General features: G+C 47.6%; 28 protein-coding genes. 14 read left to right on the forward strand and 14 right to left on the reverse strand.

Going from position 1 to position 26,181, the window contains the following annotated elements:
- The first annotated feature begins 245 nt into the window (after window positions 1-245).
- Together AAA946_RS01250 and AAA946_RS01255 are read left to right on the forward strand one after the other, a co-directional pair.
- Window positions 246-593: a 5-carboxymethyl-2-hydroxymuconate Delta-isomerase gene (locus AAA946_RS01250; protein ID WP_338163333.1), complete on the forward strand. Its 348-nt coding sequence runs from the start codon at window positions 246-248 to the stop codon at window positions 591-593.
- 15 nt (window positions 594-608) lie between these two features.
- Complete coding sequence (locus tag AAA946_RS01255; protein ID WP_338163334.1) at window positions 609-1,034, forward strand: DUF805 domain-containing protein; 426 nt, start codon at window positions 609-611, stop codon at window positions 1,032-1,034.
- Window positions 1,035-1,119: 85 nt separating this feature from the next.
- Here AAA946_RS01255 and AAA946_RS01260 read toward each other — a convergent pair whose 3' ends face one another.
- From AAA946_RS01260 to glpX, 3 genes are all read right to left on the reverse strand, one after another.
- On the reverse strand, window positions 1,120-1,449 hold the full coding sequence (locus AAA946_RS01260; protein ID WP_338163335.1) for a DUF3135 domain-containing protein: 330 nt from the start codon (window positions 1,447-1,449) through the stop codon (window positions 1,120-1,122).
- A 126-nt stretch (window positions 1,450-1,575) separates the two neighbouring features.
- The gene (locus AAA946_RS01265) at window positions 1,576-2,199 is read right to left on the reverse strand and encodes a helix-turn-helix transcriptional regulator (protein ID WP_338163336.1); all 624 of its coding nucleotides are present in this window, start codon (window positions 2,197-2,199) and stop codon (window positions 1,576-1,578) included.
- Window positions 2,200-2,375: 176 nt separating this feature from the next.
- Window positions 2,376-3,383 (reverse strand): class II fructose-bisphosphatase, encoded by a 1,008-nt coding sequence (glpX, locus tag AAA946_RS01270; RefSeq protein ID WP_338163337.1) that lies wholly within the window; start codon window positions 3,381-3,383, stop codon window positions 2,376-2,378.
- Between the two features lie 325 nt (window positions 3,384-3,708).
- Between glpX and zapB the strand changes: the two genes are divergently transcribed.
- The 3 genes from zapB to AAA946_RS01285 all read left to right on the forward strand — a co-directional run bounded on the left by zapB (window position 3,709) and on the right by AAA946_RS01285 (window position 5,821).
- Entirely contained in the window at window positions 3,709-3,951 is a 243-nt protein-coding gene (gene zapB / locus AAA946_RS01275; RefSeq protein ID WP_042502227.1) for a cell division protein ZapB, read from the forward strand.
- A 155-nt stretch (window positions 3,952-4,106) separates the two neighbouring features.
- On the forward strand, window positions 4,107-4,751 hold the full coding sequence (locus tag AAA946_RS01280; protein WP_338163338.1) for a TetR/AcrR family transcriptional regulator: 645 nt from the start codon (window positions 4,107-4,109) through the stop codon (window positions 4,749-4,751).
- Window positions 4,752-4,852: 101 nt separating this feature from the next.
- Window positions 4,853-5,821, forward strand: a complete 969-nt coding sequence (locus tag AAA946_RS01285; protein WP_338165744.1) for a DHH family phosphoesterase — start codon at window positions 4,853-4,855, stop codon at window positions 5,819-5,821.
- Window positions 5,822-5,841: 20 nt separating this feature from the next.
- Here AAA946_RS01285 and AAA946_RS01290 read toward each other — a convergent pair whose 3' ends face one another.
- Together AAA946_RS01290 and gpmM are read right to left on the reverse strand one after the other, a co-directional pair.
- Window positions 5,842-6,993, reverse strand: coding sequence for a murein hydrolase activator EnvC family protein (locus AAA946_RS01290; RefSeq protein WP_338163339.1), 1,152 nt, complete (start codon window positions 6,991-6,993; stop codon window positions 5,842-5,844).
- Window positions 6,994-7,220: 227 nt separating this feature from the next.
- The gene (gene gpmM, locus AAA946_RS01295) at window positions 7,221-8,753 is read right to left on the reverse strand and encodes a 2,3-bisphosphoglycerate-independent phosphoglycerate mutase (RefSeq protein WP_338163340.1); all 1,533 of its coding nucleotides are present in this window, start codon (window positions 8,751-8,753) and stop codon (window positions 7,221-7,223) included.
- A gap of 409 nt (window positions 8,754-9,162) precedes the next feature.
- On the opposite strand from gpmM, the gene AAA946_RS01300 reads away from it, so the two are divergent.
- The 4 genes from AAA946_RS01300 to cysE all read left to right on the forward strand — a co-directional run bounded on the left by AAA946_RS01300 (window position 9,163) and on the right by cysE (window position 12,289).
- Window positions 9,163-9,597 carry a rhodanese-like domain-containing protein gene (locus tag AAA946_RS01300; RefSeq protein ID WP_042502229.1) on the forward strand — a complete coding sequence of 145 codons (435 nt, stop codon included), beginning with the start codon at window positions 9,163-9,165 and terminating at the stop codon, window positions 9,595-9,597.
- 157 nt (window positions 9,598-9,754) lie between these two features.
- On the forward strand, window positions 9,755-10,222 hold the full coding sequence (gene secB, locus AAA946_RS01305) for a protein-export chaperone SecB (protein ID WP_112478699.1): 468 nt from the start codon (window positions 9,755-9,757) through the stop codon (window positions 10,220-10,222).
- Between the two features lie 182 nt (window positions 10,223-10,404).
- The gene (gene gpsA, locus AAA946_RS01310; protein WP_338163341.1) at window positions 10,405-11,427 is read left to right on the forward strand and encodes an NAD(P)H-dependent glycerol-3-phosphate dehydrogenase; all 1,023 of its coding nucleotides are present in this window, start codon (window positions 10,405-10,407) and stop codon (window positions 11,425-11,427) included.
- 40 nt (window positions 11,428-11,467) lie between these two features.
- A complete protein-coding gene (gene cysE / locus AAA946_RS01315) occupies window positions 11,468-12,289 on the forward strand; it encodes a serine O-acetyltransferase (protein WP_112462392.1) in 822 nt (273 codons plus the stop codon).
- A gap of 61 nt (window positions 12,290-12,350) precedes the next feature.
- On the opposite strand, the gene AAA946_RS01320 is transcribed toward cysE, so the two are convergent.
- Complete coding sequence (locus AAA946_RS01320; RefSeq protein WP_338163342.1) at window positions 12,351-13,706, reverse strand: MATE family efflux transporter; 1,356 nt, start codon at window positions 13,704-13,706, stop codon at window positions 12,351-12,353.
- A gap of 232 nt (window positions 13,707-13,938) precedes the next feature.
- On the opposite strand from AAA946_RS01320, the gene AAA946_RS01325 reads away from it, so the two are divergent.
- The 3 genes from AAA946_RS01325 (at window position 13,939) to AAA946_RS01335 (ending at window position 16,685) form a co-directional block, all read left to right on the forward strand.
- Complete coding sequence (locus AAA946_RS01325; RefSeq protein ID WP_007462982.1) at window positions 13,939-14,229, forward strand: co-chaperone GroES; 291 nt, start codon at window positions 13,939-13,941, stop codon at window positions 14,227-14,229.
- 69 nt (window positions 14,230-14,298) lie between these two features.
- Window positions 14,299-15,936 (forward strand): chaperonin GroEL, encoded by a 1,638-nt coding sequence (groL, locus tag AAA946_RS01330; RefSeq protein WP_338163343.1) that lies wholly within the window; start codon window positions 14,299-14,301, stop codon window positions 15,934-15,936.
- A gap of 185 nt (window positions 15,937-16,121) precedes the next feature.
- Entirely contained in the window at window positions 16,122-16,685 is a 564-nt protein-coding gene (locus AAA946_RS01335) for a VC2662 family protein (RefSeq protein WP_338163344.1), read from the forward strand.
- Window positions 16,686-16,748: 63 nt separating this feature from the next.
- Here AAA946_RS01335 and AAA946_RS01340 read toward each other — a convergent pair whose 3' ends face one another.
- The 3 genes from AAA946_RS01340 to epmB form a co-directional block, all read right to left on the reverse strand.
- On the reverse strand, window positions 16,749-17,942 hold the full coding sequence (locus AAA946_RS01340) for an ISL3 family transposase (protein WP_338163345.1): 1,194 nt from the start codon (window positions 17,940-17,942) through the stop codon (window positions 16,749-16,751).
- A gap of 97 nt (window positions 17,943-18,039) precedes the next feature.
- A complete protein-coding gene (locus AAA946_RS01345) occupies window positions 18,040-18,498 on the reverse strand; it encodes an MgtC/SapB family protein (protein ID WP_338165745.1) in 459 nt (152 codons plus the stop codon).
- 101 nt (window positions 18,499-18,599) lie between these two features.
- Complete coding sequence (gene epmB / locus AAA946_RS01350) at window positions 18,600-19,622, reverse strand: EF-P beta-lysylation protein EpmB (protein WP_338163346.1); 1,023 nt, start codon at window positions 19,620-19,622, stop codon at window positions 18,600-18,602.
- Between the two features lie 33 nt (window positions 19,623-19,655).
- Here epmB and efp point away from each other — a divergent pair, with 33 nt between their 5' ends.
- Window positions 19,656-20,222, forward strand: coding sequence for an elongation factor P (gene efp, locus AAA946_RS01355; protein WP_042478865.1), 567 nt, complete (start codon window positions 19,656-19,658; stop codon window positions 20,220-20,222).
- Window positions 20,223-20,293: 71 nt separating this feature from the next.
- Here the strand turns inward: efp and AAA946_RS01360 are convergent, their stop codons facing one another.
- A complete protein-coding gene (locus AAA946_RS01360; protein WP_338163347.1) occupies window positions 20,294-20,989 on the reverse strand; it encodes a hypothetical protein in 696 nt (231 codons plus the stop codon).
- 291 nt (window positions 20,990-21,280) lie between these two features.
- Between AAA946_RS01360 and AAA946_RS01365 the strand changes: the two genes are divergently transcribed.
- Window positions 21,281-22,696, forward strand: coding sequence for an SPFH domain-containing protein (locus AAA946_RS01365; RefSeq protein ID WP_338163348.1), 1,416 nt, complete (start codon window positions 21,281-21,283; stop codon window positions 22,694-22,696).
- Window positions 22,697-22,765: 69 nt separating this feature from the next.
- On the opposite strand, the gene frdD is transcribed toward AAA946_RS01365, so the two are convergent.
- Genes frdD through frdA form a run of 4 tightly spaced genes read right to left on the reverse strand, consistent with a single transcriptional unit; the run spans window position 22,766 to window position 26,087 of the window.
- Window positions 22,766-23,128 carry a fumarate reductase subunit FrdD gene (gene frdD, locus AAA946_RS01370; RefSeq protein ID WP_445206044.1) on the reverse strand — a complete coding sequence of 121 codons (363 nt, stop codon included), beginning with the start codon at window positions 23,126-23,128 and terminating at the stop codon, window positions 22,766-22,768.
- A gap of 10 nt (window positions 23,129-23,138) precedes the next feature.
- On the reverse strand, window positions 23,139-23,522 hold the full coding sequence (gene frdC / locus AAA946_RS01375) for a fumarate reductase subunit FrdC (RefSeq protein WP_338163349.1): 384 nt from the start codon (window positions 23,520-23,522) through the stop codon (window positions 23,139-23,141).
- Window position 23,523: 1 nt separating this feature from the next.
- Window positions 23,524-24,264 carry a succinate dehydrogenase/fumarate reductase iron-sulfur subunit gene (locus tag AAA946_RS01380; protein WP_042478869.1) on the reverse strand — a complete coding sequence of 247 codons (741 nt, stop codon included), beginning with the start codon at window positions 24,262-24,264 and terminating at the stop codon, window positions 23,524-23,526.
- Window positions 24,264-26,087 (reverse strand): fumarate reductase (quinol) flavoprotein subunit, encoded by a 1,824-nt coding sequence (gene frdA, locus AAA946_RS01385; RefSeq protein WP_338163350.1) that lies wholly within the window; start codon window positions 26,085-26,087, stop codon window positions 24,264-24,266. The genes AAA946_RS01380 and frdA overlap by 1 nt, the downstream gene beginning before the upstream one ends.
- Window positions 26,088-26,181: the final 94 nt, after the last annotated feature.

A 26,181-nucleotide genomic window follows, 5' to 3' on the forward strand; every position in this document is an offset into this window, starting at 1 on the left:
TCTCCAAAATCAGTGTTTGTAATAAACGAATGTAAAAAATAAACGTGATTACGAAAGAATATAACAGATTAATTCACGTAGATCATGATTGGGGTCATTTCTTTATCGCTTTGGTATCATATCCTAACAATTGTCCAGAATGGCTTGCCCAAGTGATCCAGTAAACAGAATAATAGAATACTTCTCGGCATTTTACTCGCGGCTTGTTATACCTTGTCGGTTATTGGCGAAAAAAAGGAAGTCGTATGCCGAATCTGGTTTTGGAATATTCAAATACAGCCGATGAAAGGTTGAATGTACAAGGGCTATTGGAAGATCTGCACCATGTGACACTCAACTGTGGGCTGTTTGATGCTGACTCGGTAAAGTCTCGCTCACTGCGCAGCCATAACTGGTTGATTGGCGAGTACGGGGACAGTGAAGATTTTTTGCATATCAGCTTTGAGTTGTTGTCCGGACGAACGGATGAGCAAAAACGCGAGTTGTCGCGTAAGCTGATGGAAGTACTTAGAGAGCAGGCGAGCCATATCAAGAGTTTGACTGTGAACATTCGTGATATGGACAAAGCCTGCTTTCAAAAGATTACTAATTAATATGAGAGTGATTTGATGTCGTTAAAGTCGTTACTGTTTTCTTTTAATGGCCGCATTGGTCGTAAGACGTTCTGGATGTGGAATGTCTGTTATTACTTGGCCATCATGGTGTGTGCTCAGGGATTGAATTATCTGTTCCCAAACGTGGTGCACTTTTTATTGCCGGTGCTCTTAGTGGTACTGCTTATCCCTGATTTGGCGATTACCGCCAAGCGTTGGCACGACCGTAATAAATCCAGCTGGTGGCTGCTATTAAATGTACCGCTAGTTTTTGGACGCATGAGTTTGCCTACGCTGGATCCGGCGACGGCTGCGCAGCCTTCCTTAGTTCAAAGTGTGATTTCATTGGTGGCGTTAGCGTGTGGTGCTTGGATTTTGGTGGAGTGTGGTTTCCTTAAAGGAACCGATGGTCAAAACCAATATGGTGATGAGCCCCAATAATCCATCGATGAAAATAGCGAAAAGGGAAGCAAGTGCTTCCCTTTTCTGTTTCTATCCGTCGTAAGACAAGAATCGTCTGGTACCCTTATCGCCAATTTTTCCCACGTTCAAAAGGGACGATATCTGCGCTTGGTTGGCTGGTATGCGTGTCTCCTTGCAGCGCATCGGCAAATTTGACGATTTGTTTGTGTAGCTCTTCTCTTAAAAGCACATTGGCATGTATCGGGTTTTTGGCGCGTTCTAGTACCCGCTCGATGTGTGATTGCTGGGCATGCAGTCTTGGTTGCATGTCACTGGAACAGCTGGCAATGAATTGTTCACACAGCTGGTGTCGTAGCTGGCTTAACTGCTCTGGGTTGTCTTTGGCCATTGCTGCCAGCTCTTCGAATGAAGGGAGTGAGATCGACTCTGCCATGTCTGCATTCCTCTGCTAACTAACGGTACTGCCTAACCCGAACCTGAGTTGGTGTGTATAGTTAGCCTAGGAGCTAATGACAGAAGACAAAATAAAAAGCTTTCAATGTCTCAGTAGTGAGACAGCTTACTCGCCTTTTGGTTGGAAGGTGTAGACGCAGCGTCTTTCACCTTGGACGATATGTTCATCGCGCTTAACCGCAACATCTTCACCAACAAGTGATTGAAACACATTGAGTTCTGACTGGCATAACGCTTCACATCGAGTGGCGGCGATACAGATGGGACAGTGATTCTCAATCAATCGGTAGCCATCACCGGCTTCCTCACACTCTGCCATGTAGCCATCTTTTTCTCTTAGCTCAGCTAACTTGGTGACCTTGCTGTGCAAATCCGTCAGCGTTTCAAAGTGTTGGCGATAGGTCGCAAGTGTGTTTTGTTCGCGTTCTTTAGCCACTTTGTCCAATCCTTCGGAGCCGAATACGGTTTCAATGGCATCGATAAACTGAATGGTGAGATCGCTGTGACGATCGGAGAAACGAGCATGCCCTTTGGCAGTGAGTGACCAATGCCTGTTTGGACGGCCGACTTTGACTTTGACATCCTCAAACTTTAAGAAGCCTTCTTCTTCAAGGCTTTGTAGGTGTTGTCTCGCGCCCATGGTGGTAATGCCTAAACGTTCCGCAATACGTTTGGCAGTGACAGCGCCTTCGCGTTTTATGATGTCTATGATGTGGTCGGTGGCTTTCATCAGTGAATCCGTTCGTTTGTTCAGCCTGAGGTAAAGATAGTCGGGGTATTATGGCGGATAAGGTTAATAAAGCAAATGATTTACAATCTTGAGATTGGCATTCCAGCAGTATCGACTTGCATAGATATAAAAAAAGCGCTGATAACCATCAGCGCCTTTGACGAAGCTTTATTAACTTATAGGATGATGTCGCGGATTTCTGGATCTTTACGCTCTAAATAGTGCGTAGACTTGATGCGACGAATCGTGCGGCAGCGTCCACGAATCAGCAAGGTCTCAGTCGTTGCAATATTACCTTGACGAGTGATGCCTTCAAGAAGGTCACCTTTGGTAATGCCGGTCGCTGAGAATACGACATTGTCGCTACGAGCCATGTCTTCCATGCGTAATACGACGTTTGCTTCAACGCCCATTTCAGCGCAGCGTGCTAGCTCATCTTGGCCAGCAGTGCGGTTTTCTTCGGTATCACCTTTAACAACGTGGCGTGGCAGCAGTCGGCCATTCATGTCGCCATCCAGTGCGCGGATAACCGCAGCAGAGACCACCCCTTCTGGAGCGCCGCCAATGCAGTACATCACATCTACTTCGCTATCTGGCATACACGTTAGGATAGAAGCGGCCACATCACCATCTGGCACCGCGAAAACGCGAACACCCATTGCTTGCATCTCGGCAATAACGGTGTCGTGACGTGGCTTAGCAAGCGTTGTCACTACCAGCGTATCTAGAGTTTTACCCAGTGCCGCAGCGATGTTTTTTAGGTTTTCAGTCAGTGGTTTATTAAGGTCAATCACGCCTTTCGCGCCAGGTCCCACCACGAGCTTTTCCATGTACATGTCTGGCGCTTTCAAGAAGCTGCCTTTTTCACCAGCGGCAAGCACAGCAAGGGCATTGGATTGACCCATCGCCGTCATGCGAGTCCCTTCGATAGGATCAACTGCGATGTCGACGGCATCACCGCCAATACCTACTTGCTCACCGATGTACAGCATAGGTGCGTCATCGATTTCACCCTCACCAATAACGATTTCACCTTCGATGTCGGTCTTGTTCAGTAGGCTGCGCATGACCTCCACCGCTGCACCATCGGCAGCATTTTTGTCGCCTCGGCCTAGCCACTTATAGCCTGCTAGGGCGGCACCTTCGGTAACTCGTGAAAAAGCCATTGCTAAATCGCGCTTCATACTGACTCCAATCTAATGAAAATTGACAAATGATTTACGGCGCGAATTCTAGCATATCAGAAGGGAAACGTTTGCCTTTTTCTCGGTTCGGGCGCGATCTTGTCGCTAAAATCTTGAATGATTGAGTATAGTGAGAAACAAAACTCTGCTCTGTTGTGCTTGGTAGGTAAAGCTTGGGTGAGTTTGCGGCGGTTTTTTGACCGAATAGTGAAAAATCTGCAATATAGAGCGTGTCTATCTTCTCTAGGCTGAGTAGAATGAGGCATTATAGGGTATATAGAATGAAGTATTTTCATTTCACAGGATTAAACAAGGGTAGGCCGAGATGTCTTTTGAAGTACTGGAACAACTAGAAGCAAAAATTCAAACTGCAGTGGACACAATCGCTCTTCTTCAGATGGAAGTTGAGGAATTGAAAGAAGAGAAAGCACAACTTGCATCGCAAGCTGAAGAACTACGCAGCAGCCGTGAAGAACTTGAGCAAAAGTCTGAGCAGATGCAACGTGAGCACAGCCAATGGCAAGAGCGCATTCGCAACCTACTAGGTAAAATGGACGAAGTAGAGTAATTGTCTACTTAGCCAATATGAATAACCGAAAAGCACTCAAATTGAGTGCTTTTTTTGTGTCCGTTGGTCTAACCAGTGCATCTCACAATCTATTAACTTTTCGTGTACTAGTTCAAGACGTATACTAAGTCTAACTAGGGAAAGGAAAAGTTAGAATGAAAACACGTGACAAAATCGTCTACGCCGCCCTCGACTTGTTCAATTCAGATGGCGAGCGCAACGTGACAACCAACCATATTGCGGCGCACATTGAGATCAGCCCAGGCAATCTCTACTATCATTTCCGAAACAAACAAGAGATCGTTCGTGAGATTTTTGCCCTCTACTCGCAAGAGCTTATTGAGCGCTTCACTCCGGTACAAGGTCAGCAAGAGAGCTTAGCGTTACTAAAGCATTACCTAGACTCCATTTTTACGCTGATGTGGAAGTACCGTTTCTTCTACGCTAATTTGCCGGAAATTCTCCAGCGCGATCCCAAATTGCACGAAGAGTACATTGAAGTACAAGAACGCCTGCAAGGTAATCTGATTAATATCTTACGTGCTTTTGTTGAGTTGGACTTACTGACGCTTAATGAGAAAGAGCTGAAGTCTTTAGTGACCACACTGCACATGATGGCGGTCGGTTGGCTAAGCTATCAGTCGGCGATGTCACCACGTACAAAGATTACGGAAGAAGTGATTCAACAAGGCATGCTACAGATGATTCATGTGGTGAAACCATTGGCAACCTCTAGAGGTAAAGAGCAGTTGACGCTTCTTGAAGACGGTGTACGCATGATGGGCTCGACCACGAGCTAAACTCGCTAACGGCATGATATATAGCAAATTCGTATTGTTACAAACCCTACTTTATTAGTAGGGTTTGTGGTTTCAGGGACGATAAAAGGATGAGTGTGACTGTGCATTATGACGTATTTAACGGCGATGCCGATGGCATATTAGCCCTACTGCAATTGCGTTTAGCGCAGCCCAAAACCGCGATACTCATCTCCGGTATCAAGCGTGATATCGCCTTACTTCAGCGTGTGCCCGTTGATCAAGCAAGCTCAGTGACAGTGCTGGATATCTCCATGGATAAGAACCAAGCCGCGCTTAATGAGCTTTTGGATCATCATGTTGCTGTTACCTATATCGATCACCATAAAGCCTCCGCGATTCCTGATAGCCCTCATCTTGATGCCCATATCGACCTCGATGCCAACACCTGTACCGCCTTAATTGTTGACCAGCAGTTGCAAGGGAAGTTTAGGCTTTGGGCAATCGCGGCCGCCTATGGTGACAATATGCTCGCGAGCGCCGAGAGCTTGGCTTCTGACCTAGGACTTAGCCGTGAGCAGCGCGAGGCACTTAAAGAGCTGGGCACCTTAGTCAATTATAACGGCTATGGTGAGAGCTTAGATGACCTGCATTTTGACCCGGTTGACCTGTATCAGAAGCTTTTGGCCTACCATGATCCTTTTGATTGTTTAAGTGATCCGAGCTCACCTTATTACTTGCTGAAAGCGGCATTTGAACAAGATGAGAAAGCGTTGAGTGCGGCGCAAACTCGTCATGAATCCGCGCGACTTAAAGTGGTATTACTTCCAGATAGTGCTGCTGCGAGGCGAATGTCGGGAACTTGGATCAATCGGCTTGCCAATGAATCCCCGAATCAAGCGCATGTTTCTTTGGTGCCTAGAACGGATGCGAGTGGTGAAGCTTGTTATACCGTCTCGGTTAGAGCACCACTGAATAATAAGCAAGGGGCAGGGGAGATCTGCAGTCAATTTGCGACCGGTGGCGGGCGTGAAGCGGCGGGTGGAATTAATGGTCTGCCAGAGAGCGAGATCGCCAGACTTATTGAAGTCACGGAAGCACGCTACTCATGATGATGAGTAGCGGCATTATGCTATAAGCGTTTTAACCAGCTCTTCGGGTTTTGTACTTTACTGTTGCGGCGGATTTCGAAGTAGAGCGACGAGGTGTCTTGGCCGCCAGTATCTCCGGCCAGGGCGATGGTTTCCCCAGCCGCGACTTTATCGCCTTCTTTTTTCAGTAGAGTTTGGTTGTAGCCGTATAGGGTCATGTCACCTTTACCATGGTCAAGCAACACGACTAGCCCGTAGCCACGCAGGTAATCGGCAAACACCACAGTACCAGAATAAACGGATTTCACCGATGTGCCATAGTTGGCCGCAATGACCATTCCCTTCCAATTAACCTGTCCCGTTTGCTTGGTGCCGAAGTTGTGCAGCACTTTGCCTTTAACCGGCCACGGCAAACGTCCTTTCTGACGACCAAGGCCATCCATCGGAACTTGATTGCGCTTCGCTGCTTTGGCGATTTCAGATTTAAGGCGAGTTTCATTGCGCTGTAGTTCGGCGAGATAGTTCTTATCGCTGGAAATACTGCGGCGGATCTTCGCAACGGTACTTTGTCGACTGCTGCGATTTTTCGCCAGCGCATCGCGCTTCGCTTTCTGCTGCTCAAGTAACTGGGCGATCTGATTGCGCTCAAGCTCAAGGGCTCGCTCGCTTTCGGCCAGTTTTAGTTCAGTGTCCGCGAGCTCTTTTAGGGTTTGTGCCCGTGCTTTCGCTAAATGCTGATAGTACTGACTAATGCGATCTTGGTCTGGGTCGGTGCTCAGCACGCCAGAGGCGGAATTGTTCTGCTTGGTGACGTAATAGGTCTGTACCAATTGAGCAAGAACGTCTTGTTGCTGCTTTTTCTGCTTGGTGAGTGCTTCGACTTGCTTATGGAAGCCATCGAGGTTTTTGTTGGCTTGAGCGAGCGCTTGTGTCGTGGCTTTTATCTCTTTCTCGACATTAGAAATGCCAATCTCTTGCTCACGCAGCGACTTTTGCAGGTTATCGAGTTCTTTTTGCTGCGCAGAGAGCGACTTTTGCTGTCGGCTTATTTCACTTTTAACGCCAGTGAGTTCGTTTTGGTTGGCAAAACTATGCGCACTTGGCAGCGCCAGCCCTAAACATATCACCAGTGCCGACAAACGGGGCAATACTGATGTACGAGAGGTAAAAAGCCTAAATTTGTTTGGTTTCATCCTAATTCCACTAAACGCAGCGACAGAGTTTGCTCAATATCCTGGGACATAGTAACCATAACTGATTGATAGTTCACTACGACAGACCAAAATGTGTGTCTTCAAAGCGATGTTGCCATTATATCCATACATGGCACCTTTCACGCAAAAAAAGCGCAAAATAAAAAGCGGCAAACAAAAACGCCGATGCAAAAGCATCGGCGTTTGAATCATCTCAGTAATAGTGATTACTTAACAAGAACCTCACCAGACATTTCTGCTGGGATTTCCATGTCAGTCATGGCAAGCATAGTTGGTGCAAGGTCAGACAGTTTACCGCCTTCTTTGAACTCAACCGTTTTGTCACCAACGTAGATTAGAGGTACTGGTAGGTTAGTGTGAGCAGTATGCGTACCGCCAGTCACTGGGTCTACCATCATCTCTGCGTTACCGTGGTCAGCTGTGATCAGCATTTGACCGCCAACTTCTTTGATAGCGTCTACTACTTGGCCAACGCTTGCATCAAGAGCTTCGATAGCTTGCTCAGCGGCTTCGTAAACACCTGTGTGACCAACCATGTCTGCGTTTGGATAGTTACAGATGATAGTGTCGTATTTACCAGACTTGATAGCCGCAACCATCTTCTCTGTTAGCTCTTCTGAGCTCATTTCTGGTTGTAGGTCGTAAGTCGCAACTTTTGGAGAAGCAACGAGCTGACGCTCTTCACCGTCAAATTCGTTCTCAACACCACCGTTGAAGAAGAAAGTCACGTGTGCGTATTTCTCTGTTTCAGAGATACGTAGCTGAGTTTTACCTTCTTTAGATAGCCACTCACCGTATGTGTTCTCTAGAGACGCTGGTGGGAAAGCGATAGAAAGCGGGATGTCAGCTGCGTATTGCGTTAGCATGACGAAGTCGATCGCTGGGAATACTGCGCGCTCGAAGCCATCAAACTCAGGCACGAAAGTACGAGTGATTTGACGTGCACGGTCAGCACGGTAGTTCATGAAGATAACTGCATCGCCATCTTGGATCGCTGCGTCTTCTTGACCTTCTGCTTTGATAGCCGTTGCTTTAACGAACTCGTCGTTCTCTTCACGAGCGTAAGCGGCTTCAAGGCCTGCTACTGCATTGTCGTAAGTGAACTCTGCTTTGCCTTGAGTCAGTAGGTCGTAAGCAACTTGTACGCGATCCCAGTTGTTATCACGATCCATTGCGTAGTAACGACCGATTAGAGACGCTACGCGGCCTTTGCCAAGCTCAGCAAATAGCTCGTCGAAACGCTTTAGTGAACCTTCAGCGCTACGGGGCGGTGTATCACGGCCGTCTAGGAAGCAGTGTAGGTAGATTTTCTCAGCGCCACGCTCTGCTGCCATTTTCACAGCTGCGTAGATGTGGTCTTCGTGAGAGTGAACACCACCTGGAGACATAAGACCCATTAGGTGAACCGCTTTACCTGCAGCAACTGCTTTGTCGATAGCAGCAACAAGCGCTTCGTTCTGAGCGAACTCACCGTCAGCGATTGATTTAGTGATGCGAGTTAGGTCTTGGTATACCACACGACCTGCGCCGATGTTGGTGTGACCTACTTCTGAGTTACCCATTTGACCGTCTGGTAGACCCACGTCCATACCAGAAGCCGAAATAAGAGTACGTGGGTTGTTTGCCCACAAGCCATCCATTACTGGAGTTTTTGCGTTGTTGATTGCGTTGCTTGCGTTGTCTTCACGGTAACCCCAACCGTCAAGAATCACTAGAGCCATTGGCTTCTTAGCTGACATAGTTATAACCTCGTCAAATCGATAGTAACTTTACAGAAAACAAATTAGCGTAATTTTACTACACTTTTTACCCATAACTGTAGTGGCAGATCAAATAATGTTTGTGATTACCGTTGCTGGGTTACAGTTTTGCCTAGCTAATTCGTCTGTTCATGCTCTTTGTGAGGTAATCATAGACGCTATTTTCGCTAGATACCTCGGCTTTATCTCTATTAATACGCCTTGTTCAGTCGCTTTGACTAATCGGTTTTTTCTATCTCTGTGATAGCGCTGGGCTGCCTGGCTTGAAACAAGGCGAGGAGAAGGATCCCAATTCTCTGCTCGAAACATTTTCCCCTCTCGCCACGGCGAGGCTAAGCCGCTATACTCCTCGACTGATTTAATGTTCAACTATCTAAGAGCACAAGTGATGCAAGAGTATTTAGAATTTTTCCAACAGAACATGATCATGGCGCTAGTGTGGGTTGCACTATTTGTTGCTCTGATCGCTAACATCTTTAAATCAGCGAATGCCGCATACAAAGAAGTGTCTGCAGCACAAGTGACTCACATGATGAACCGCGAGAACGGCATCGTGGTAGACATTCGTTCAAAAGACGAATTCAAGCGTGGTCATATTACTGACGCACTTCACGTTTTGCCATCTGATATCAAAGCGGGTTCTTTCGGTAGCCTTGAAAACCACAAATCAGACCCAATCATTGTGGTATGTAAGACTGGTCAAACGGCGCAAGAGAGCGCGAACTTGCTTGCAAAAGCAGGGTTTGAAAAAGTTTACTTGCTGAAAAATGGTCTAGTGGCTTGGAGCGAAGCAAACCTTCCGCTGATCAAAGGCAAGAAGTAACACAGAATTTTGAGTAATTTCGCGGCAGTTATGACTAAGGGATGTGATAAATGCCACGGAATTCAAGGCTCGCCTAGTCATCAAACACTGGCTCGGCTAGTCTGCAAGAAAACTCATTAACGTTTTGACAAATTTAGACGTATTTAAGGAAATCATCATGGCTGAAGCAGCTCCACAAGAAGCACAACAAAACTTCGCAATCCAACGCATCTTTCTAAAAGACGTATCGTTTGAGGCGCCAAACTCGCCAGATATGTTCCAAAAAGATTGGAACCCAGATGTTAAGCTAGATCTTGACACTCAAAGCCGTGAACTAGGTCAAGGCGTATACGAAGTCGTTCTTCGCCTGACAGTGACAGTGAAAAACGCAGAAGAGACAGCATTCCTTTGTGAAGTACAACAAGGTGGTATCTTCACTGCTGAGCAAATGGAAGCAGGTCAACTTGCACACTGCCTAGGTGCATTCTGCCCGAACATCCTATTCCCGTACGCTCGTGAAACTATCTCAAGCCTAACGATGAAAGGTACGTTCCCACAACTGAACCTAGCGCCAGTTAACTTTGACGCACTGTTCATGAACTACCTACAGCAGCAAGCTCAGCAAGAAGGTCAAGCGGAAGCTTAATCTCGCTCGCAGAGTGATTCTGCGCGAATAAGTTGATGTTTTGAAAATGCACAGCGCACCGCGATGTGCATTTTTTATTGGCATACAGGGACTTATACCCAAGTCGTCTTGAGTGGCTACACTGTTAGGGTCACTTGGGTATAACAACGAAACGCAATCATACCGACAAATTGGGTGGTGTTATGAATAACGCATATGGAAAAGAAATCGCAATGACTGTATTGGGCGCAGGCTCGTACGGCACGTCTTTGGCGATTTCGCTTGCGAGAAACGGCGCGAATGTGGTGATTTGGGGACACGATCCTCAGCACATGGCGAAGCTAGAAGCGGATCGTGCTAACCACGAGTTCCTACCGGGCATTGATTTTCCGGAGTCTCTGATTGTTGAATCCGACCTCAACAAAGCGGTACAAGCGAGCCGTGATTTGCTGGTCGTGGTACCAAGCCACGTATTTGGTATCGTTTTGAACAGTGTCAAACCACACTTGAGAGATGACAGCCGCATTTGTTGGGCAACCAAAGGACTAGAGCCAGAAACAGGTCGTCTGCTAAAAGATGTCGCTCACGACATCATTGGTGAAGAGTACCCGCTAGCGGTATTGTCCGGTCCAACGTTTGCTAAAGAGCTGGCGGCTGGTCTGCCAACGGCGATCGCCGTTGCCTCTCCAGATGCGCAATTTGTGGCGGATCTACAAGAGAAGATCCACTGCAGCAAAACCTTCCGCGTATATGCCAACGATGACTTCACTGGCATGCAGCTTGGTGGTGCGGTGAAGAATGTTATCGCCATTGGTGCTGGTATGTCTGATGGCATCGGCTTTGGTGCCAATGCCCGTACGGCTCTTATCACTCGTGGCCTTGCGGAAATGACCCGTCTTGGCGCTGCACTAGGTGCGAAGCAAGATACCTTTATGGGTATGGCAGGGCTGGGTGATTTAGTACTGACCTGTACTGACAACCAATCACGTAACCGCCGTTTTGGCCTTGCTTTGGGTGAAGGTAAAGACGTTGATACCGCGCAAACTGAAATCGGTCAGGTGGTAGAGGGCTATCGCAACACCAAAGAGGTGTGGCTACTGTCGCAGCGGATGGGTGTGGAGATGCCAATTGTTGACCAAATCTATCAAGTATTGTATCAAGGGAAAGATGCGCGTTTAGCCGCGCAAGACCTCCTTGCAAGGGACAAGAAAGCCGAGCAGCAATAATCGCTCGACGGATAAATGACTATCCATCGTAGGATCGAAAATGAAACACTGTGAAAAACAAAATGTCTGGGAGTGCATTGTCAGAGAAGCCCGAGAGCAGGCCGAGCAAGAGCCGATGCTGGCGAGTTTCTATCATGCCACCATTATTAACCACGAAAGCTTTGGTGCAGCGCTGAGCTATATCCTTGCCAATAAGCTAAAGACGGCCTCTATGCCTGCTATGGCAGTGCGTGAAGTGGTGGAGCAAGCGTTTAACGCTGACCCTACCATTACCGATGCGGCGGCGTGTGACATTTGTGCTACGGTGAATCGAGATCCTGCGGTGTCTCTGTATTCAATGCCACTGCTGTACTTGAAGGGCTATCATGCTCTGCAAGGGTATCGAGTCGCCAACTGGCTGTGGTCGCAAGGCCGTAATGCGTTAGCCACTTATCTACAAAACCAGATTTCGGTCGCGTGTCAGGTGGACATCCACCCGGCTGCCCGTATCGGTAAAGGCATCATGCTCGACCATGCGACGGGTATTGTTATCGGTGAAACGGCCGTGGTGGAGAATGATGTCTCCATCCTACAGAACGTAACACTAGGCGGTACCGGTAAAGAATGCGGTGACCGACATCCGAAGATCCGTGAAGGGGTTATGATTGGCGCGGGAGCTAAGATCCTCGGTAATATCGAGGTGGGTAAAGGTGCCAAGATTGGTTCTTGCTCTGTGGTACTGCAGCCTGTACCTCCGCATACCACGGCAGCGGGCGTTCCTGCGAAGATCGTCGGTAAGCCGAAAACGGATATGCCATCTCTGGACATGGACCAGCAGTTTAATGGCAAGTCACAGACCTTTATGGGTGGTGACGGCATCTAAGTCAGTAGACTGGATTGATAACAGTTCAATAAGCCAAGGCATTGCCTTGGCTTTTTTGTGTTTACCGATGTGTATCTTCCGTTGATGGTAGATGTTTGCGTCTTACCGTTAAGGCATAAAGATAAGCGAGGACGCCGCCAATAACATTACCTAGAGCCACGCCGACAAACATTCCTTCGACGCCATACAACAGGCTACCTAATGCCGCCGCTGGCAAGGTAAAAACAAACAACCTCATCGCGCTCCACATGAAGGCCTTATTCGGCTCATGGAGGGCATTCATGCCACTGCCCAGCATCATGATGATGCCTTGAAAGCCGTAACTAAATGGCACGACCAGCAGATAGTGCCAAAGGATATCTCGTACCGCCTGTTCTTGCGAGAACAGCGCTGAAATAGGAATGCTGAGGGGCACCATCATCACAAACACCAGCAGTTGAAATACCAGCGAAAATCGCATGCTAAGGAACAGGCCGGCAAAACTGCGCTCTGGCTGCTTGGCACCAAAATTTTGCGACATGAATGGGGTGAGTGCAGAGCTCAAAGAAATCAGCACTAAGATAAGAATCGACTCAACACGCTGAGCTGCGCCATAGGCTGCCACGGCAGCGGTTCCGTGTACCGAGAGCATTTTCATCAGGATTGCTCCCGATATCGGCGACATAGCGGTGGAGAGCCCTGAAGGCGTTCCGATACGTAAGATGGCCATCCAGTCTTGCCAAAGCTGAGATGGTTTGAGCTGACCCAGGAGTTTTTCTCGTTTGGTAAGCACGTACAAGGAGCCTGTCAGCGCACCTAACCAAGCAATACCACTCGCAATCGCAGCACCTTGAATGCCGAGTTCTGGAAACGGACCAATACCAAAGATCAGAAGCGGGTCGAGCAAACCATTAATGAAGCCAGACAGCATCATGATCTTTGCCGGTGTTTTAGTATCTCCGGTGGCGCGGATAGCACTGTTTCCCGCCATAGGGATCACCAGTAGCGGCACGGTAAAGTACCAAATCACCATGTATTCACGAATAAGTAGAATGATCTCGTCACTGGCACCCAGTAGCTTAAATAGCGGCTCAATGGTGTATAAGCCCAAAGTTGATGCCAATATCACCAATACGACAGCAAGCAGCAAGCCATGCGTAGAGAAACGCGCCGCGTGTTGGGTACTACCTTGCCCTAACAAGCGGCCAATGTTAGTGGAGAGCCCCATACCGATGCCCATGGTGATGCAGTTGACACCAAAGGTCACCGGAAAGGTGAAACTGATGGCCGCGAGTGCCTCAGTACCGAGCAGAGAAATAAAGAAAGTATCAACAAGGTTGAATGCCAGGATTGCGACCATACCAAAGACCATAGGCACGGTCATATTTCGAAGCACAGTGGATATCGGCGCGGACAGCAGGCCGTGTTTGTCTTGCATGGCATTCTAAGCTTGGTAAACAGGTGGCTAGAATACAGTAATTAACCAGTTGGTGCGACAACGGACTCGTGTCGGCCTAGGTTTGGCAAACCAATCTTAAATTTCGTTATTTTTGTCACAATTTTTTGGCGTCGAACCCTTGGGATCGCCAAAAACGCCCCCAACATATTCAACACAAGGCCTTGAAGGCAACCTAATAAGCTAAATGGAAAATAATCAGGAGAATCGACCGATGAATATCCGTCCTCTACACGACCGAGTTATCGTTGAGCGCCAAGAAGTTGAATCTAAATCTGCTGGTGGCATCGTTCTAACTGGTTCTGCGGCAGAAAAATCGACACGTGGTACAGTTCTGGCTGTGGGCAAAGGCCGCATCCTAGAAAACGGTTCTGTACAGCCGCTAGACGTGAAAGTGGGTGACACGGTGATCTTTGCTGAAGGCTACGGCACTAAGACAGAAAAGATCGACGGTAAAGAAGTTCTGATCATGTCTGAAAATGACATCATGGCTATCGTTGAATAATTAAGTAGACGTTGAGTAATTTTTTACTCTAAACAAGCTATCCACTGAATTTAGATAAGGAAATAAACAATGGCTGCTAAAGACGTTAAGTTTGGTAACGACGCACGAGTTAAAATGCTAGAAGGTGTAAACGTTCTGGCTGATGCAGTAAAAGTAACACTAGGCCCTAAAGGCCGTAACGTAGTTCTAGACAAATCTTTCGGTGCACCAACTATCACTAAAGATGGTGTATCTGTAGCGCGCGAAATCGAACTTGAAGACAAGTTCCAAAACATGGGCGCACAAATGGTTAAAGAAGTTGCCTCTCAAGCGAACGATGCTGCAGGTGACGGTACAACAACCGCAACAGTTCTAGCGCAAGCTATCGTAAACGAAGGCCTAAAAGCCGTTGCTGCTGGCATGAACCCAATGGATCTTAAGCGCGGCATCGACAAAGCTGTCATCGCTGCAGTTGAAGAGCTAAAAGCCCTGTCTGTTCCTTGTGAAGACACCAAAGCGATTGCTCAGGTTGGTACTATCTCTGCAAACTCTGATGAGAGCGTAGGTAACATCATTGCTGAAGCGATGGAAAAAGTAGGTCGTGATGGAGTTATCACGGTTGAAGAAGGTCAGGCTCTACAAGACGAGCTAGACGTGGTTGAAGGTATGCAGTTTGACCGCGGTTACCTATCGCCTTACTTCATCAACAACCAAGAAGCGGGTTCTGTTGATCTAGAAAGCCCATTCATCCTACTTATCGACAAGAAAGTATCGAACATCCGTGAGCTACTTCCTACTCTAGAAGCGGTTGCTAAAGCATCTCGTCCACTGCTTATCATTGCAGAAGACGTAGAAGGTGAAGCTCTAGCAACGCTAGTTGTGAACAACATGCGCGGCATCGTGAAAGTGGCTGCTGTTAAAGCGCCTGGTTTCGGTGACCGTCGTAAGTCTATGCTTCAAGATATCGCTGTCCTAACTGCTGGTACTGTGATTTCAGAAGAAGTAGGTCTAGACCTTGAGAAAGTAACGCTAGAAGACCTAGGTCAAGCGAAGCGCGTTTCTATCACTAAAGAAAACACGACTATCATCGATGGCGTGGGTGAAGAAGCGATGATTCAAGGCCGCGTTGCTCAAATTCGTCAACAAATCGAAGAAGCGACGTCTGACTACGATAAAGAGAAACTTCAAGAGCGCGTAGCTAAGCTAGCTGGCGGTGTTGCGGTAATCAAAGTTGGCGCAGCAACTGAAGTTGAAATGAAAGAGAAGAAAGACCGCGTTGAAGATGCACTACACGCAACTCGCGCAGCAGTTGAAGAAGGCGTAGTAGCAGGCGGTGGTGTTGCACTTATCCGCGCAGCGTCAAAAGTTGCAGGTCTTGAAGGTGCTAACGAAGAGCAAAATGTGGGTATCCGCGTTGCACTTCGCGCAATGGAAGCACCAATTCGTCAAATCACTGCGAACGCAGGTGATGAAGAGTCTGTGGTTGCAAACAACGTGAAAGCAGGCGAAGGCAGCTACGGCTACAACGCAGCAACAGGTGAGTACGGCGACATGATCGCAATGGGTATCCTAGATCCAACTAAAGTAACTCGCTCTGCACTTCAGTTTGCGGCATCAGTTGCAGGTCTTATGATCACAACAGAAGCGATGGTGACTGACGTACCTCAGAAAGACGCGCCAGCAATGCCTGATATGGGCGGCATGGGCGGTATGCCAGGTATGATGTAATCCATCAGCGGATTCTGACAAAGCCGAAGGGAAACCTTCGGCTTTTTTATACCTGCTTCATAATTAATCAACATTCCGTGAGAGTGTTGCAGAATATGACAAATCCCTGACAAAACATATGGTCAGCGTTAATAGCATCATCTACACTTATCAGTTGATAACAAAAAAAGTCAGTGGAGACTATTATGAAAAAGGCAGTAGCAGTACTAGCAGTGGCAGCAGCAATGGCATCACCATTGGCGCTTGCAGAGAGCACGCCAGTGATGTTCTCATCACTAAACGGTTTCAATGCACCTGATGCAAACGCAGTCGGCGGTGTTCGTCTAGCGGTCCTTCACGGTCAAGTGGCAGAAGTGAAGGGTGTCGACTTTTCTCTTATCGGTATGTCGGAAACTCAGCGCACAACAGGTGTGAACTTTGGTCTGTTCTTTGGTGCTTCTAAAGTAACTCAAGAAATGAAAGGTGCTTCTCTAGGTATCTTCAACTGGAACACAGGTAAAACCACGGGTGTGAACCTTGCAGCAGTGAACGTGACCAACGATGTGAAAGGTTTGAACTGGAGTGCGGTGAACTATTCTGAAGGTTACACCATGGCAGACATTGGTATTGCGAGCTTCTCAAACAAATCTAACTTCCAGCTTGGTCTATTTAACAAGACTAACACTATTGATGGTGTGCAAATTGGTCTAATCAACTGTGCTGACAACGGCTTCTTCAAGTGCTTCCCAATCATCAACTTTGCGAAGTAATTTGACGGCTATTTAGAGCGTTAGAATGCGAGAAAGCCCTGCTGAGCAGGGCTTTTTATTGGTTCATCGCGGCTTTCCGGGGAAGGCCGCTTTAATCTTTAGAAAGAAGTAGTCCGTGTCTCGGTAACCATAACCCATTCGCTTGATGAGTTTTATCTTGTTATTGATACCTTCCAAGGTGCAAGTATTCAGATGGTATGAAGCTGATGCCACTATTCCGTGAAGGTAAGGTTTGAGCTTTCTAGCAAAATTAATAAGAGGTTGTATGCCACTTTCATTCACCTGCTGCCACCATACTTCCCATAAACCTTTAGCGTGCTCCTCTGAGTCACAATGCCAAAGTTCCTTGAGTTGAGCTCCAAGCAGATGAGTGATCATGAGGTCTCGGTTGATTGAGAGTATTTCATCAAGATAACTCTGTTGTTTTACGTTCAAGTTCTCTCGGTTTTTCAGAAGCACCCAACGGGAACGTTTTATCCAACGACGTGCTTTCTTGTCCGTTTTTAATTGATTTGCTTGGTCTACACGAACCCTATCCATGACCTCTCGACCGAACTTGGCTACAACATGAAACATGTCATAGACAATACGAGCATTTGGGCAATGCGCCTGCACTTCAAGGTCAAAAGCTGTGTTCATATCCATTGCCACAACTTCAATGTTGACGGCATTGTCGCCGAGCTCTTCAAAGAATGGGCGAATGTCCTTTCGGCTTCGGCCTATGCCAATCCAAAGCACTTGGTGTGTTTGAGCATCAGCAATGACCGTCGCATATCTGTGCCCCTTGAAGATGGCGAACTCGTCCATAACAAGTTGACGCAAATCACTCCAAGGCACCGTTGGCACAACTCGCTTAAGACGTTGTTTATCAATTTCTTTAATCGTATGCCAATGCACTCCGGTCAGCTCGGAGATATGCTTGATAGGCAATAGGGGCAGTAACTTTTCAATATAGCCCTTCAAGCGATTTGTGATTCGAGCATATGGTGCAACCCATGGTATAGCTTCCGTTTTTACGCCACAGTCAGGACAGTTTATCCGTCGAGTTTGTACCAAAAGCTCAACAGGAATATCGAACATCATTGTTTCTTTTAGCACTCGCCATTGGTAGTCATGAATAGAGTCGGATGAGCGACCGCATTGGCAGTGAGCGGTAGAGTCAGGCTTCAAGGTGATTGTAATTAAGGAGTCAGTTTTGTGGGACTTTATGACTTCAAAGCCTTCCCAGAAGGAAGATAGGAAAGTATTATTCGACATGAAAACGGTAGTTTTTGGCAGGTTGTGTTTGGCGATGTAACCATACCATTAACTACCGTTTTTGTTTTCAGCTCCCGCTAATCCGCGATGAACCTTTTTATTTGCGCATTCGACTGCGGTTTTGCATGGTTTGGTGTACGCCGCGGCGCAGGCTCTTAAAACTGCTTTCTATCTTATCGACACCAAGCAGCACGGTGAGTGCTAAAACAGTCAGGATCACCGACTCTTTGTGATGCCCTAGACCTATCATCATACCGAGACCAGCCAGTACCCAGATCACGGCCGCTGACGTCACACCGTGGATCTTGCCATCTTGAGTCATCATCACCCCAGCGCCTAAAAAGCCAACCCCAGTAATGATTTGGCCGAGTACTCGTGCTTGATCCAGCGTGTTGGGGGATAGCGAGACCGCCATGGACATAAATAGGTAAGTGCCCGACACGATTAAGATCGCGGTGCGAATACCTACCGGCTTACCGCGAGTCTGGCGTTCAAGGCCAACAAGGGCGCCATTAAGGACACAAGCTCCCAAAGCTTGCCATGAGAACGGCCCCATATCGAGTAGTTGTGTCAGTTCCACGTTGCCTCCTAAAAAGCGCAGTATCTGACTAAAAGACCGCCTGATCGAACAAAATCATTTTATCGAGACGGAAAAAATTACTCGAGGTGCAAATCTAGTGGCGTTTTACTCGCCTTGCCGCCTTCTTCTCGAGTGAGCTTAGGCACAAGATAGCCAGACACTCGAGCGATCAACCCTTGAATAATTGCTTTAGCTTGTTCATCACTGATGTAGAAATGCGCTGCACCTTGTACCTTATCGAGCACGTGAAGGTAGTACGGCAGAATACCAGTATCAAACAGCGTGTGGCTGAGATCGACCTGAGCCTCAACGCTATCGTTGACTCCTTTGAGTAGCACGCCTTGGTTGAGAAGTGTCGTACCGCTGGCTTTAATACGCGCCATCGCCAGCTTGAGCTCATTATCTATCTCGTTAGCATGGTTGATGTGAGTGACCAGCACAGTGTTGAGACGAGCGTTTGCTAGCATGTCACAAAGCTGTGCGGTAATGCGCGCGGGTATCACGACTGGAAGGCGAGAATGAATGCGAAGCGTTTTGAGGTGTGGGATTTGTTCAGCTCGTTCAATTAGCCAAGCAAGCTCCGCATCTTTGGCCATCAATGGATCGCCGCCAGATAAGATGAGCTCATCAATTTCTGGTTTCGACGTGATGTAATCGAGCGCTTGCTGCCAGTTGGTTTTACCGCCTTTGTTTTCGTCGTACGGAAAATGGCGACGGAAGCAGTAGCGACAGTTCACTGCACAGCCACCTTTTACAATCATCAAAGCACGATTGCGGTATTTGTGTAGTAAACCCGGTACGGCGTTGTCTTGCTCTTCGAGAGGATCTTCTGAATAGCCATCATGGACTTCAAACTCCTGGCTTAGAGGCAGAACCTGTCTTAGCAAAGGATCGTGCGGGTTGCCTTTTTCCATGCGATCGACAAAGCTTTGAGGAACGCGCATGGGAAACAAACGTCTTGCTTTAAGTCCGTTTTCCCAAGGGGTCGCCTCAATTTCTAACTGCTCAAGCAGTTTGTAAGGGTCTGAGATCGCATTCGATAGCTGTTTGAGCCAGTTTTGCTCAACAGAAACAAGATTTCGGGTTATGATAGGCGACATTAAATTTAACTCGAAGAACACTAAGAGGATACAATGGCTACTGTTAGCACCAATGAATTTAAAGGCGGTCTTAAACTAATGCTGGACAACGAGCCTTGCGTAATTCTAGAAAACGAATACGTGAAGCCAGGTAAAGGTCAAGCGTTCAACCGCGTTAAAATTCGTAAGCTACTGTCTGGTAAAGTTCTAGAGAAAACCTTCAAGTCTGGCGAAACTGTTGAAGTTGCTGACGTGATGGACATCGACCTAGACTACCTATACACAGACGGTGAATTCTACCACTTTATGAACAGCGAAACATTCGAACAAATCGCTGCAGACGTTAAAGCGGTTGGCGATAACGCGAAATGGTTGGTAGAAAACAACACTTGTATGATTACTCTTTGGAATGGTAACCCAATTACTGTGACTCCGCCTAACTTTGTTGAGCTAGAAGTAACAGAAACGGATCCAGGTCTGAAAGGTGACACACAAGGTACTGGTGGTAAGCCTGCGACACTAACAACTGGTGCAGTGGTACGTGTACCACTATTCATCCAGATTGGTGAAGTGATCAAAGTTGATACTCGTACTGCGGAATACGTAGGTCGCGTTAAGTAATCAACTTAAAATGAAGAATTTAAAAGGTCGCCAAATGGCGACCTTTTTTGTATTTGATCTGGAAGCTGGAGCTACTCTTCAGGACGCCAGCTAAGCGCACTGGCAACCGTGCCTAGCGCGAGTGTGTCCATTTCAGTTTCTGGCAGGCCCGCTAAAGTTTGTAGCGTGATGCTGCCATTGGTTTGCGCAGCCGCGACTTCGACACTACCGCGACTAAAGCTGTATCCCAGCGGATTATCAACACTCATCATGAGCCCCTCACCATCGTGCACGGAAGCAACGTTAAAGTGAGTGCTATCCAAGCGGATAAAACCTTGTTCTTTTTTGGCGCTCGATAAGCTGATGGCTTCTGATTTACGCTCCATCTTGTATTCGCCAACACTCTTACCAGCCTCACTGATTTGGCAAATATACGGGTCATTACCGCCAAATGAGAAACTGCCAATATCGACGCTGGTGCCACCGCCGCTGCACACCAGCGTCCAAGTGTCGCCATTGTCATTACGTGTCACCTCAGCAACCATCTCTCCCTCTTTGGTATTGATGGTATTAAACCAAGAGCTAGTCGAAGCGCTGCGCGAGTATTTACCGTGGTAGCGACCCGCGATATCGAAGGTGCCTTCAGGACCAAAGCCCCAAAAAGTACCATCGGTTTTAAGCAGTAATTCAGGCTGCTCTGATACCGCCAGTGACTTTTCCATTGTGACGGTAGATCCACACCCAAACAGCGCACTGGAAATCAGGAGTGCGCAAATAGACTTTTTCATTGTTACATCTCTTGTTGTTATTAATTGCTGATAATTTTATCGATAGCGTGATGCTGACAATGTATGAGTGTGTCCAGATGCTCACTGAGTCACACTGACCTTAAAGCAGTCCTTTTGGTGTCTAGTGACTCGCAAGTTTCTCATTTGTTAATTACGTCGGCTATTCCTTGTTATATAAGCGAATTATTCGATTTTTGTAGTGATTAACATTTTGATACATTAACCAAGTTGTCAATGAGTTGCATAATCTTGAAGCCAAATTTTCGCAACGACAACAAACAGGAGAAACACATGGAAAGTCGTGGAATAGGAGAGAGTCTGAAACTAACCGAGCGCCGTAAGTGGTTGCACAGTGCGCTCAAAACAATGGTCTATACCGTGCCCATTCTGGCAGTGGGACTGACAGTGAACAGTTCGGTGTTAATGACAGATGCTGGCTACAGTTATGTCCATCAAAATAACTTAACAGGTGAATTGGATGTCTTCACTGAGCCGGGAATTCACTTTCGGATGCCTTTCCTATCGAAGATCACTAAGTACGACCAAGTCATCACGGTGTCTTTCGGTAATAGTATTGAAGAGAATTTGTACCAGCGGCTTCAAGCGCAAGATCCGGTTCAAGTTCGATTTGCTGACACCTACATAGGGCAGATACCCGTTACGTTTCGATTCAAGCTCAGTAACGATCCTGAAGCGATGAAGAAAATGCATCGAGAGTTTCGAAATAACAGTAACTTAATTGATGCTCTTCTGGTTAAAAATGCTCGCAACGTAACGGTCATTACCGCAACTCAATACACGGGTGAAGAGTTCTTCCAAGGTGGCCTTAACCAGTTCAAGTCTAAGCTTGGCGATCAGTTACGTGAAGGTATTTACCTGACAGAGCGTAGACAGGTTGAAGTGGAGGAAATGGATCTGGCTCCTGTTGGGGTCGATCAATCGAATGCTAATCAGTTGCAGAGAACTAAACAGTTAGTCTGGAAAACGGTGCCTGTTGCAGACTCTACGGGTCAGCCGATACGTCAAGATAACCCATTGCAGCAATACGGTATTCAGGTGACTCAAGTGACGATTGGCGACCCGCAACCGGAAAAACAGCTTGATCAGTTACTTGCCGACAAAAAACGTTTGGTTGCCGATCGTATTCGCGCTATCCAAGAGCAAGAAACGTCAAAGGCTCAAGCCGAGACGGAGCAACTGCGTAAAGAGATCCAACGTACGCGTGAAGTTCAAGATGCGCAGCGTCAGAAAGAGTTGGCGATCATTTCGCAGCAAAAAGAAGTTGAAGTTGCTAGACAGATTGCCGAGCGGGAAATCGTAGAAGTTGAGAAAACCAAGCGTCTGGCTGAGGTAGATAAAGAGAAAGAGCTAGCCATTGCAGAGGCTAACCTAGCGATTCAAAAAGCCAATGCGTTGTCAGCAGAGTTTGAAGCCAAGGCGATTTTGGAAAAAGGTCGCGCAGAAGCTGAGGTACTGAAAGCGAAATACGCCGCATTGGGTGCCAATCACGAGGTGTACTTGGCTGAGTTGAATCGTGATGTGGCGAACTCGCTGTATAACAACTTAACTAACTTTCAGGTGCAAATGCCGCAAAACTACATCGGTGGTGGGCAAGAGCAGGGTTTGACAACCAACCTTGATGTGATTACCGGTTTTGGCGCTTTAGGGCTGATGAACCAGACCAAGCAGTTGGTGCCTGAGCAGTAAATACGAAAACAGCAAATATAAAAAAGGCCGATGAGCTGAGCGCTCCTCGGCCTTATCTTTACTTGGCGATTAGATCATAAAGATGAAGATAATCGACAGTGCACTGATTAGCGCAGCAAAGAAGTAGCAAGCAATCTTACCAACCACACCCGCATGGATCTTAAGATCGTGCATACCGTGGTGTAGGCGGTGCATGGCATGCCACATTGGCAGTGCTAGCGTCGCAATGATAAACAGGGCACCAATAATGCTGGTCGCAAAATCAGCCACACGGTCATAGCTCATCGCTTCTGGGCTGATAATGCCCATTGGTACTAGGATGCCCAGCACAAGTACAGTCACAGGGGTGATCATGGCAAACCATGTACCGCCTGCACCAAACAATCCCCACCATACTGGTTCGTCAGAGCGTTTTGGGTTTTGATTAATCACGATTCACTCCTTATACAATGATGAGAACAACTAGTGAGATAGCGGCAACCGCCGCCCACTGAGCAAGAACAATGGTCTTCTTCTCAACCGGTTTGCCTTTCAGTTTGATTGGCATTACCTGTGGCATCATGCTGAAGAAGGTTTGTGCGTGGAGCAGGCTTCCCGCAAGCGCCACGATGTTGATCGCGATAACAATTGGGTTAGCCATAAAGTCCAGCCAGCCTTGCCAAGCTTCAGGGCCTTTCACTAGCGAACCTAAACCAAAGGTCAGGAAGATGGTGAATAGAATTAGCGGCAGTACGGTTGCTTCGCGTAGCATGTAGAAGCGATAAAATGGGTGATCTTTCCACCAAGTTCGCTTCATTTCACGAACATAAGGTTTTCTGTTACTCATTCTATGCCTCCTGTGGTTTCAACATTGCAATAACGAAGTCTTGTGAAGACGCCACTTTGCCTTGGTTTACCGCAGCAGCAGGGTCAACGTTCTTCGGACACACTTCAGAGCAGTAACCGACGAACGTACAGCCCCATGCGCCGTTCTCACCGTTGATCATTTTCATACGTTCAGCCGCACCATTGTCACGGCTGTCGAGGTTATAACGATGCGCCAGTGTCAGTGCTGCAGGACCGATGAACTCAGGGTTTAAACCAAACTGAGGACATGCCGCGTAGCAAAGGCCACAGTTGATACAACCAGCAAACTGCTTGTACTTCGCCATCTGCTCAGGTGTTTGGATGTTGGTGCCATCTTCTGGCTTACGGTCGTTACCAATGATGTATGGCTTGATGGCTTCTAGGCGCTCGATAAACGGCGTCATGTCGACAATCAAGTCTTTCTCGATTGGGAAGTTCGCAAGAGGCTCAATCTTCAGGCCATTTTGGTGATCACGAAGGAAGCTCTTACACGCCAGTTTTGGCACGCCGTTCACCATGATGCCGCAAGAGCCACAAATCGCCATACGGCAAGACCAGCGGTAAGACAGGTCTTTGTCTAAGTGGTCTTTGATGTAACCAATCGCATCGAGCACAGACATGGTCTCATCGAACGGTACTTCGAAGGTTTGGAAATACGGTTCTGCGTCTTTCTCTGGATCGTAGCGCAGGATTTCCACTTTCTGAATACGGTTTGCTGACATTATGCTTGCTCCTCCGCATTTTGATCTTTGTTGGCTTGTTTCGCTGCTTCTTCTGCTGCCGCTTTTTCAGCAGCTTCACCGTATAGACGCGCTTTAGGCTGCGACTTAGTGATGGTGACGTTGCCGTAGTCAATGCTTGGTGCACTGTCTTCGTTAAAGAAGGCAAGCGAGTGCTTTAGGAAGTTCACATCATCACGTTCGGTACAACCATCATCTAAACGCTGGTGGGCACCGCGAGACTCTTTACGCAAGATAGCGGAGTGAACCATGGCTTCAGCGACTTCTAGGCCGTAACCCACTTCAATGGCGTACAGAAGGTCTGTGTTGAACACTTTCCCTTTGTCTTTGATGCTGATTTTCTTGTAGCGCTGTTTTAGCTCGGCGATCTTTTCAAGCGTCGCTTGCATCAGATCTTCTTGGCGGTAGATACCACAGCCCGCTTCCATGGTGTGACCCATTTCAGTACGGATGTCGGCCCAGTTTTCATCGCCTTCTTGATTCATTAGGGCAGCAATGCGTGCTTCCACTGCTTTGACTTGCTCTTCGATAGCGCTGTCATCCCAGCCTTTGAACGCTTTAGCACGCTCAACCGCATGCTCACCAGCAACACGACCGAAGACCACAAACTCAGCCAGTGAGTTAGAACCTAGACGGTTAGCACCGTGAAGACCGACGGACGCACATTCACCAACAGCGAACAGACCTTGAATACGAGTTTCGCAACTGCCGTTAGTTTCGATACCACCCATGGTGTAGTGCACGGTTGGACGAATTGGGATTGGCTCTTTTGCAGGGTCGACGTTGACATAAGCTTTCGCTAGTTCACAGATAAACGGTAGACGCTCTTGTAAGTACTCTTCACCAAGGTGGCGAAGGTCAAGGTGTACCACATCACCCAGTGGGTGCTTAATGGTGTTGCCTTTTTGCTGCTCATGCCAGAATGCTTGAGAAACTTTGTCGCGAGGACCCAGTTCCATGTATTTGTTTTTCGGCTGGCCAACGGGGGTTTCCGGGCCCATGCCATAGTCTTGTAGGTAACGGTAGCCGTTCTTGTTGACGATGATACCGCCTTCACCACGACAACCTTCAGTCATCAGGATACCTGTGCCTGGAAGACCGGTTGGGTGGTACTGAACAAACTCCATATCACGCAGTGGTACACCGTGGCGATATGCCATCGCCATGCCGTCACCGGTCACGATGCCGCCGTTGGTATTACAGTGATACACACGACCTGCGCCGCCCGTGGCTAGGACAACGGATTTTGCTTTGATTGTGACAAGCTCGCCCTCAGACATATGAATCGCAATCAGGCCTTGAACTTCGCCTTCAACCACAAGAAGGTCTACGACAAAGTATTCATCAAAGCGTTTGATTTGCTCGTACTTCATCGACGTTTGGAATAGCGTGTGTAGCATATGGAAACCGGTCTTATCGGCCGCAAACCATGTGCGTTCTACTTTCATTCCACCGAAACGACGGACGTTCACTTCACCGTTTTCTTTACGGCTCCATGGACAACCCCATTGTTCCATTTGGATCATTTCACGTGTGGCATTTTCAACGAAATATTCAACAACATCCTGTTCACAAAGCCAGTCACCACCGCCAACGGTATCGTTGAAGTGGTTATCTAGGCTATCTTCATCCTTAATTACAGCTGCAGAGCCACCTTCTGCGGCCACGGTGTGTGAGCGCATAGGATAGACTTTAGAGATCAGCGCTACTTCCATTTCTGGGTTAGCTTCTGCTGCTGCAATGGCAGTACGAAGACCAGCGCCGCCTGCGCCGATGACTGCGATATCTGTGGTAATTGTTTTCACAGTTATCCTCCAGTGTGTGTGAGCGAGCTTTGCTCGCGAGTTATAATTAATTGCTTAAAAGCATTTATTTGGGCAACCAGTGTAGATAACCGAC

The sequence above is a fragment of the Vibrio sp. 10N genome, from assembly GCF_036245475.1.
Classification (GTDB): Bacteria; Pseudomonadota; Gammaproteobacteria; order Enterobacterales; family Vibrionaceae; genus Vibrio.

Bases quoted from the DNA above. Each gene is read 5' to 3' on its own strand.
- efp (WP_042478865.1), top strand. From the start codon at position 19,656: ATGGCTACTGTTAGCACCAATGAATTTAAAGGCGGTCTTAAACTAATG.
- frdC (WP_338163349.1), bottom strand. From the start codon at position 23,522: ATGAGTAACAGAAAACCTTATGTTCGTGAAATGAAGCGAACTTGGTGG.
- secB (WP_112478699.1), top strand. From the start codon at position 9,755: ATGGCTGAAGCAGCTCCACAAGAAGCACAACAAAACTTCGCAATCCAA.
- groL (WP_338163343.1), top strand. From the start codon at position 14,299: ATGGCTGCTAAAGACGTTAAGTTTGGTAACGACGCACGAGTTAAAATG.
- AAA946_RS01325 (WP_007462982.1), top strand. From the start codon at position 13,939: ATGAATATCCGTCCTCTACACGACCGAGTTATCGTTGAGCGCCAAGAA.
- epmB (WP_338163346.1), bottom strand. From the start codon at position 19,622: ATGTCGCCTATCATAACCCGAAATCTTGTTTCTGTTGAGCAAAACTGG.
- AAA946_RS01255 (WP_338163334.1), top strand. From the start codon at position 609: ATGTCGTTAAAGTCGTTACTGTTTTCTTTTAATGGCCGCATTGGTCGT.
- AAA946_RS01345 (WP_338165745.1), bottom strand. From the start codon at position 18,498: ATGGGGCCGTTCTCATGGCAAGCTTTGGGAGCTTGTGTCCTTAATGGC.
- AAA946_RS01360 (WP_338163347.1), bottom strand. From the start codon at position 20,989: ATGAAAAAGTCTATTTGCGCACTCCTGATTTCCAGTGCGCTGTTTGGG.
- gpmM (WP_338163340.1), bottom strand. From the start codon at position 8,753: ATGTCAGCTAAGAAGCCAATGGCTCTAGTGATTCTTGACGGTTGGGGT.
- AAA946_RS01380 (WP_042478869.1), bottom strand. From the start codon at position 24,264: ATGTCAGCAAACCGTATTCAGAAAGTGGAAATCCTGCGCTACGATCCA.
- AAA946_RS01365 (WP_338163348.1), top strand. From the start codon at position 21,281: ATGGAAAGTCGTGGAATAGGAGAGAGTCTGAAACTAACCGAGCGCCGT.
- AAA946_RS01250 (WP_338163333.1), top strand. From the start codon at position 246: ATGCCGAATCTGGTTTTGGAATATTCAAATACAGCCGATGAAAGGTTG.
- AAA946_RS01340 (WP_338163345.1), bottom strand. From the start codon at position 17,942: ATGTCGAATAATACTTTCCTATCTTCCTTCTGGGAAGGCTTTGAAGTC.
- AAA946_RS01335 (WP_338163344.1), top strand. From the start codon at position 16,122: ATGAAAAAGGCAGTAGCAGTACTAGCAGTGGCAGCAGCAATGGCATCA.
- AAA946_RS01265 (WP_338163336.1), bottom strand. From the start codon at position 2,199: ATGAAAGCCACCGACCACATCATAGACATCATAAAACGCGAAGGCGCT.
- AAA946_RS01290 (WP_338163339.1), bottom strand. From the start codon at position 6,993: ATGAAACCAAACAAATTTAGGCTTTTTACCTCTCGTACATCAGTATTG.
- AAA946_RS01300 (WP_042502229.1), top strand. From the start codon at position 9,163: ATGCAAGAGTATTTAGAATTTTTCCAACAGAACATGATCATGGCGCTA.
- AAA946_RS01280 (WP_338163338.1), top strand. From the start codon at position 4,107: ATGAAAACACGTGACAAAATCGTCTACGCCGCCCTCGACTTGTTCAAT.
- glpX (WP_338163337.1), bottom strand. From the start codon at position 3,383: ATGAAGCGCGATTTAGCAATGGCTTTTTCACGAGTTACCGAAGGTGCC.
- zapB (WP_042502227.1), top strand. From the start codon at position 3,709: ATGTCTTTTGAAGTACTGGAACAACTAGAAGCAAAAATTCAAACTGCA.
- gpsA (WP_338163341.1), top strand. From the start codon at position 10,405: ATGAATAACGCATATGGAAAAGAAATCGCAATGACTGTATTGGGCGCA.
- AAA946_RS01320 (WP_338163342.1), bottom strand. From the start codon at position 13,706: ATGCAAGACAAACACGGCCTGCTGTCCGCGCCGATATCCACTGTGCTT.
- AAA946_RS01260 (WP_338163335.1), bottom strand. From the start codon at position 1,449: ATGGCAGAGTCGATCTCACTCCCTTCATTCGAAGAGCTGGCAGCAATG.
- cysE (WP_112462392.1), top strand. From the start codon at position 11,468: ATGAAACACTGTGAAAAACAAAATGTCTGGGAGTGCATTGTCAGAGAA.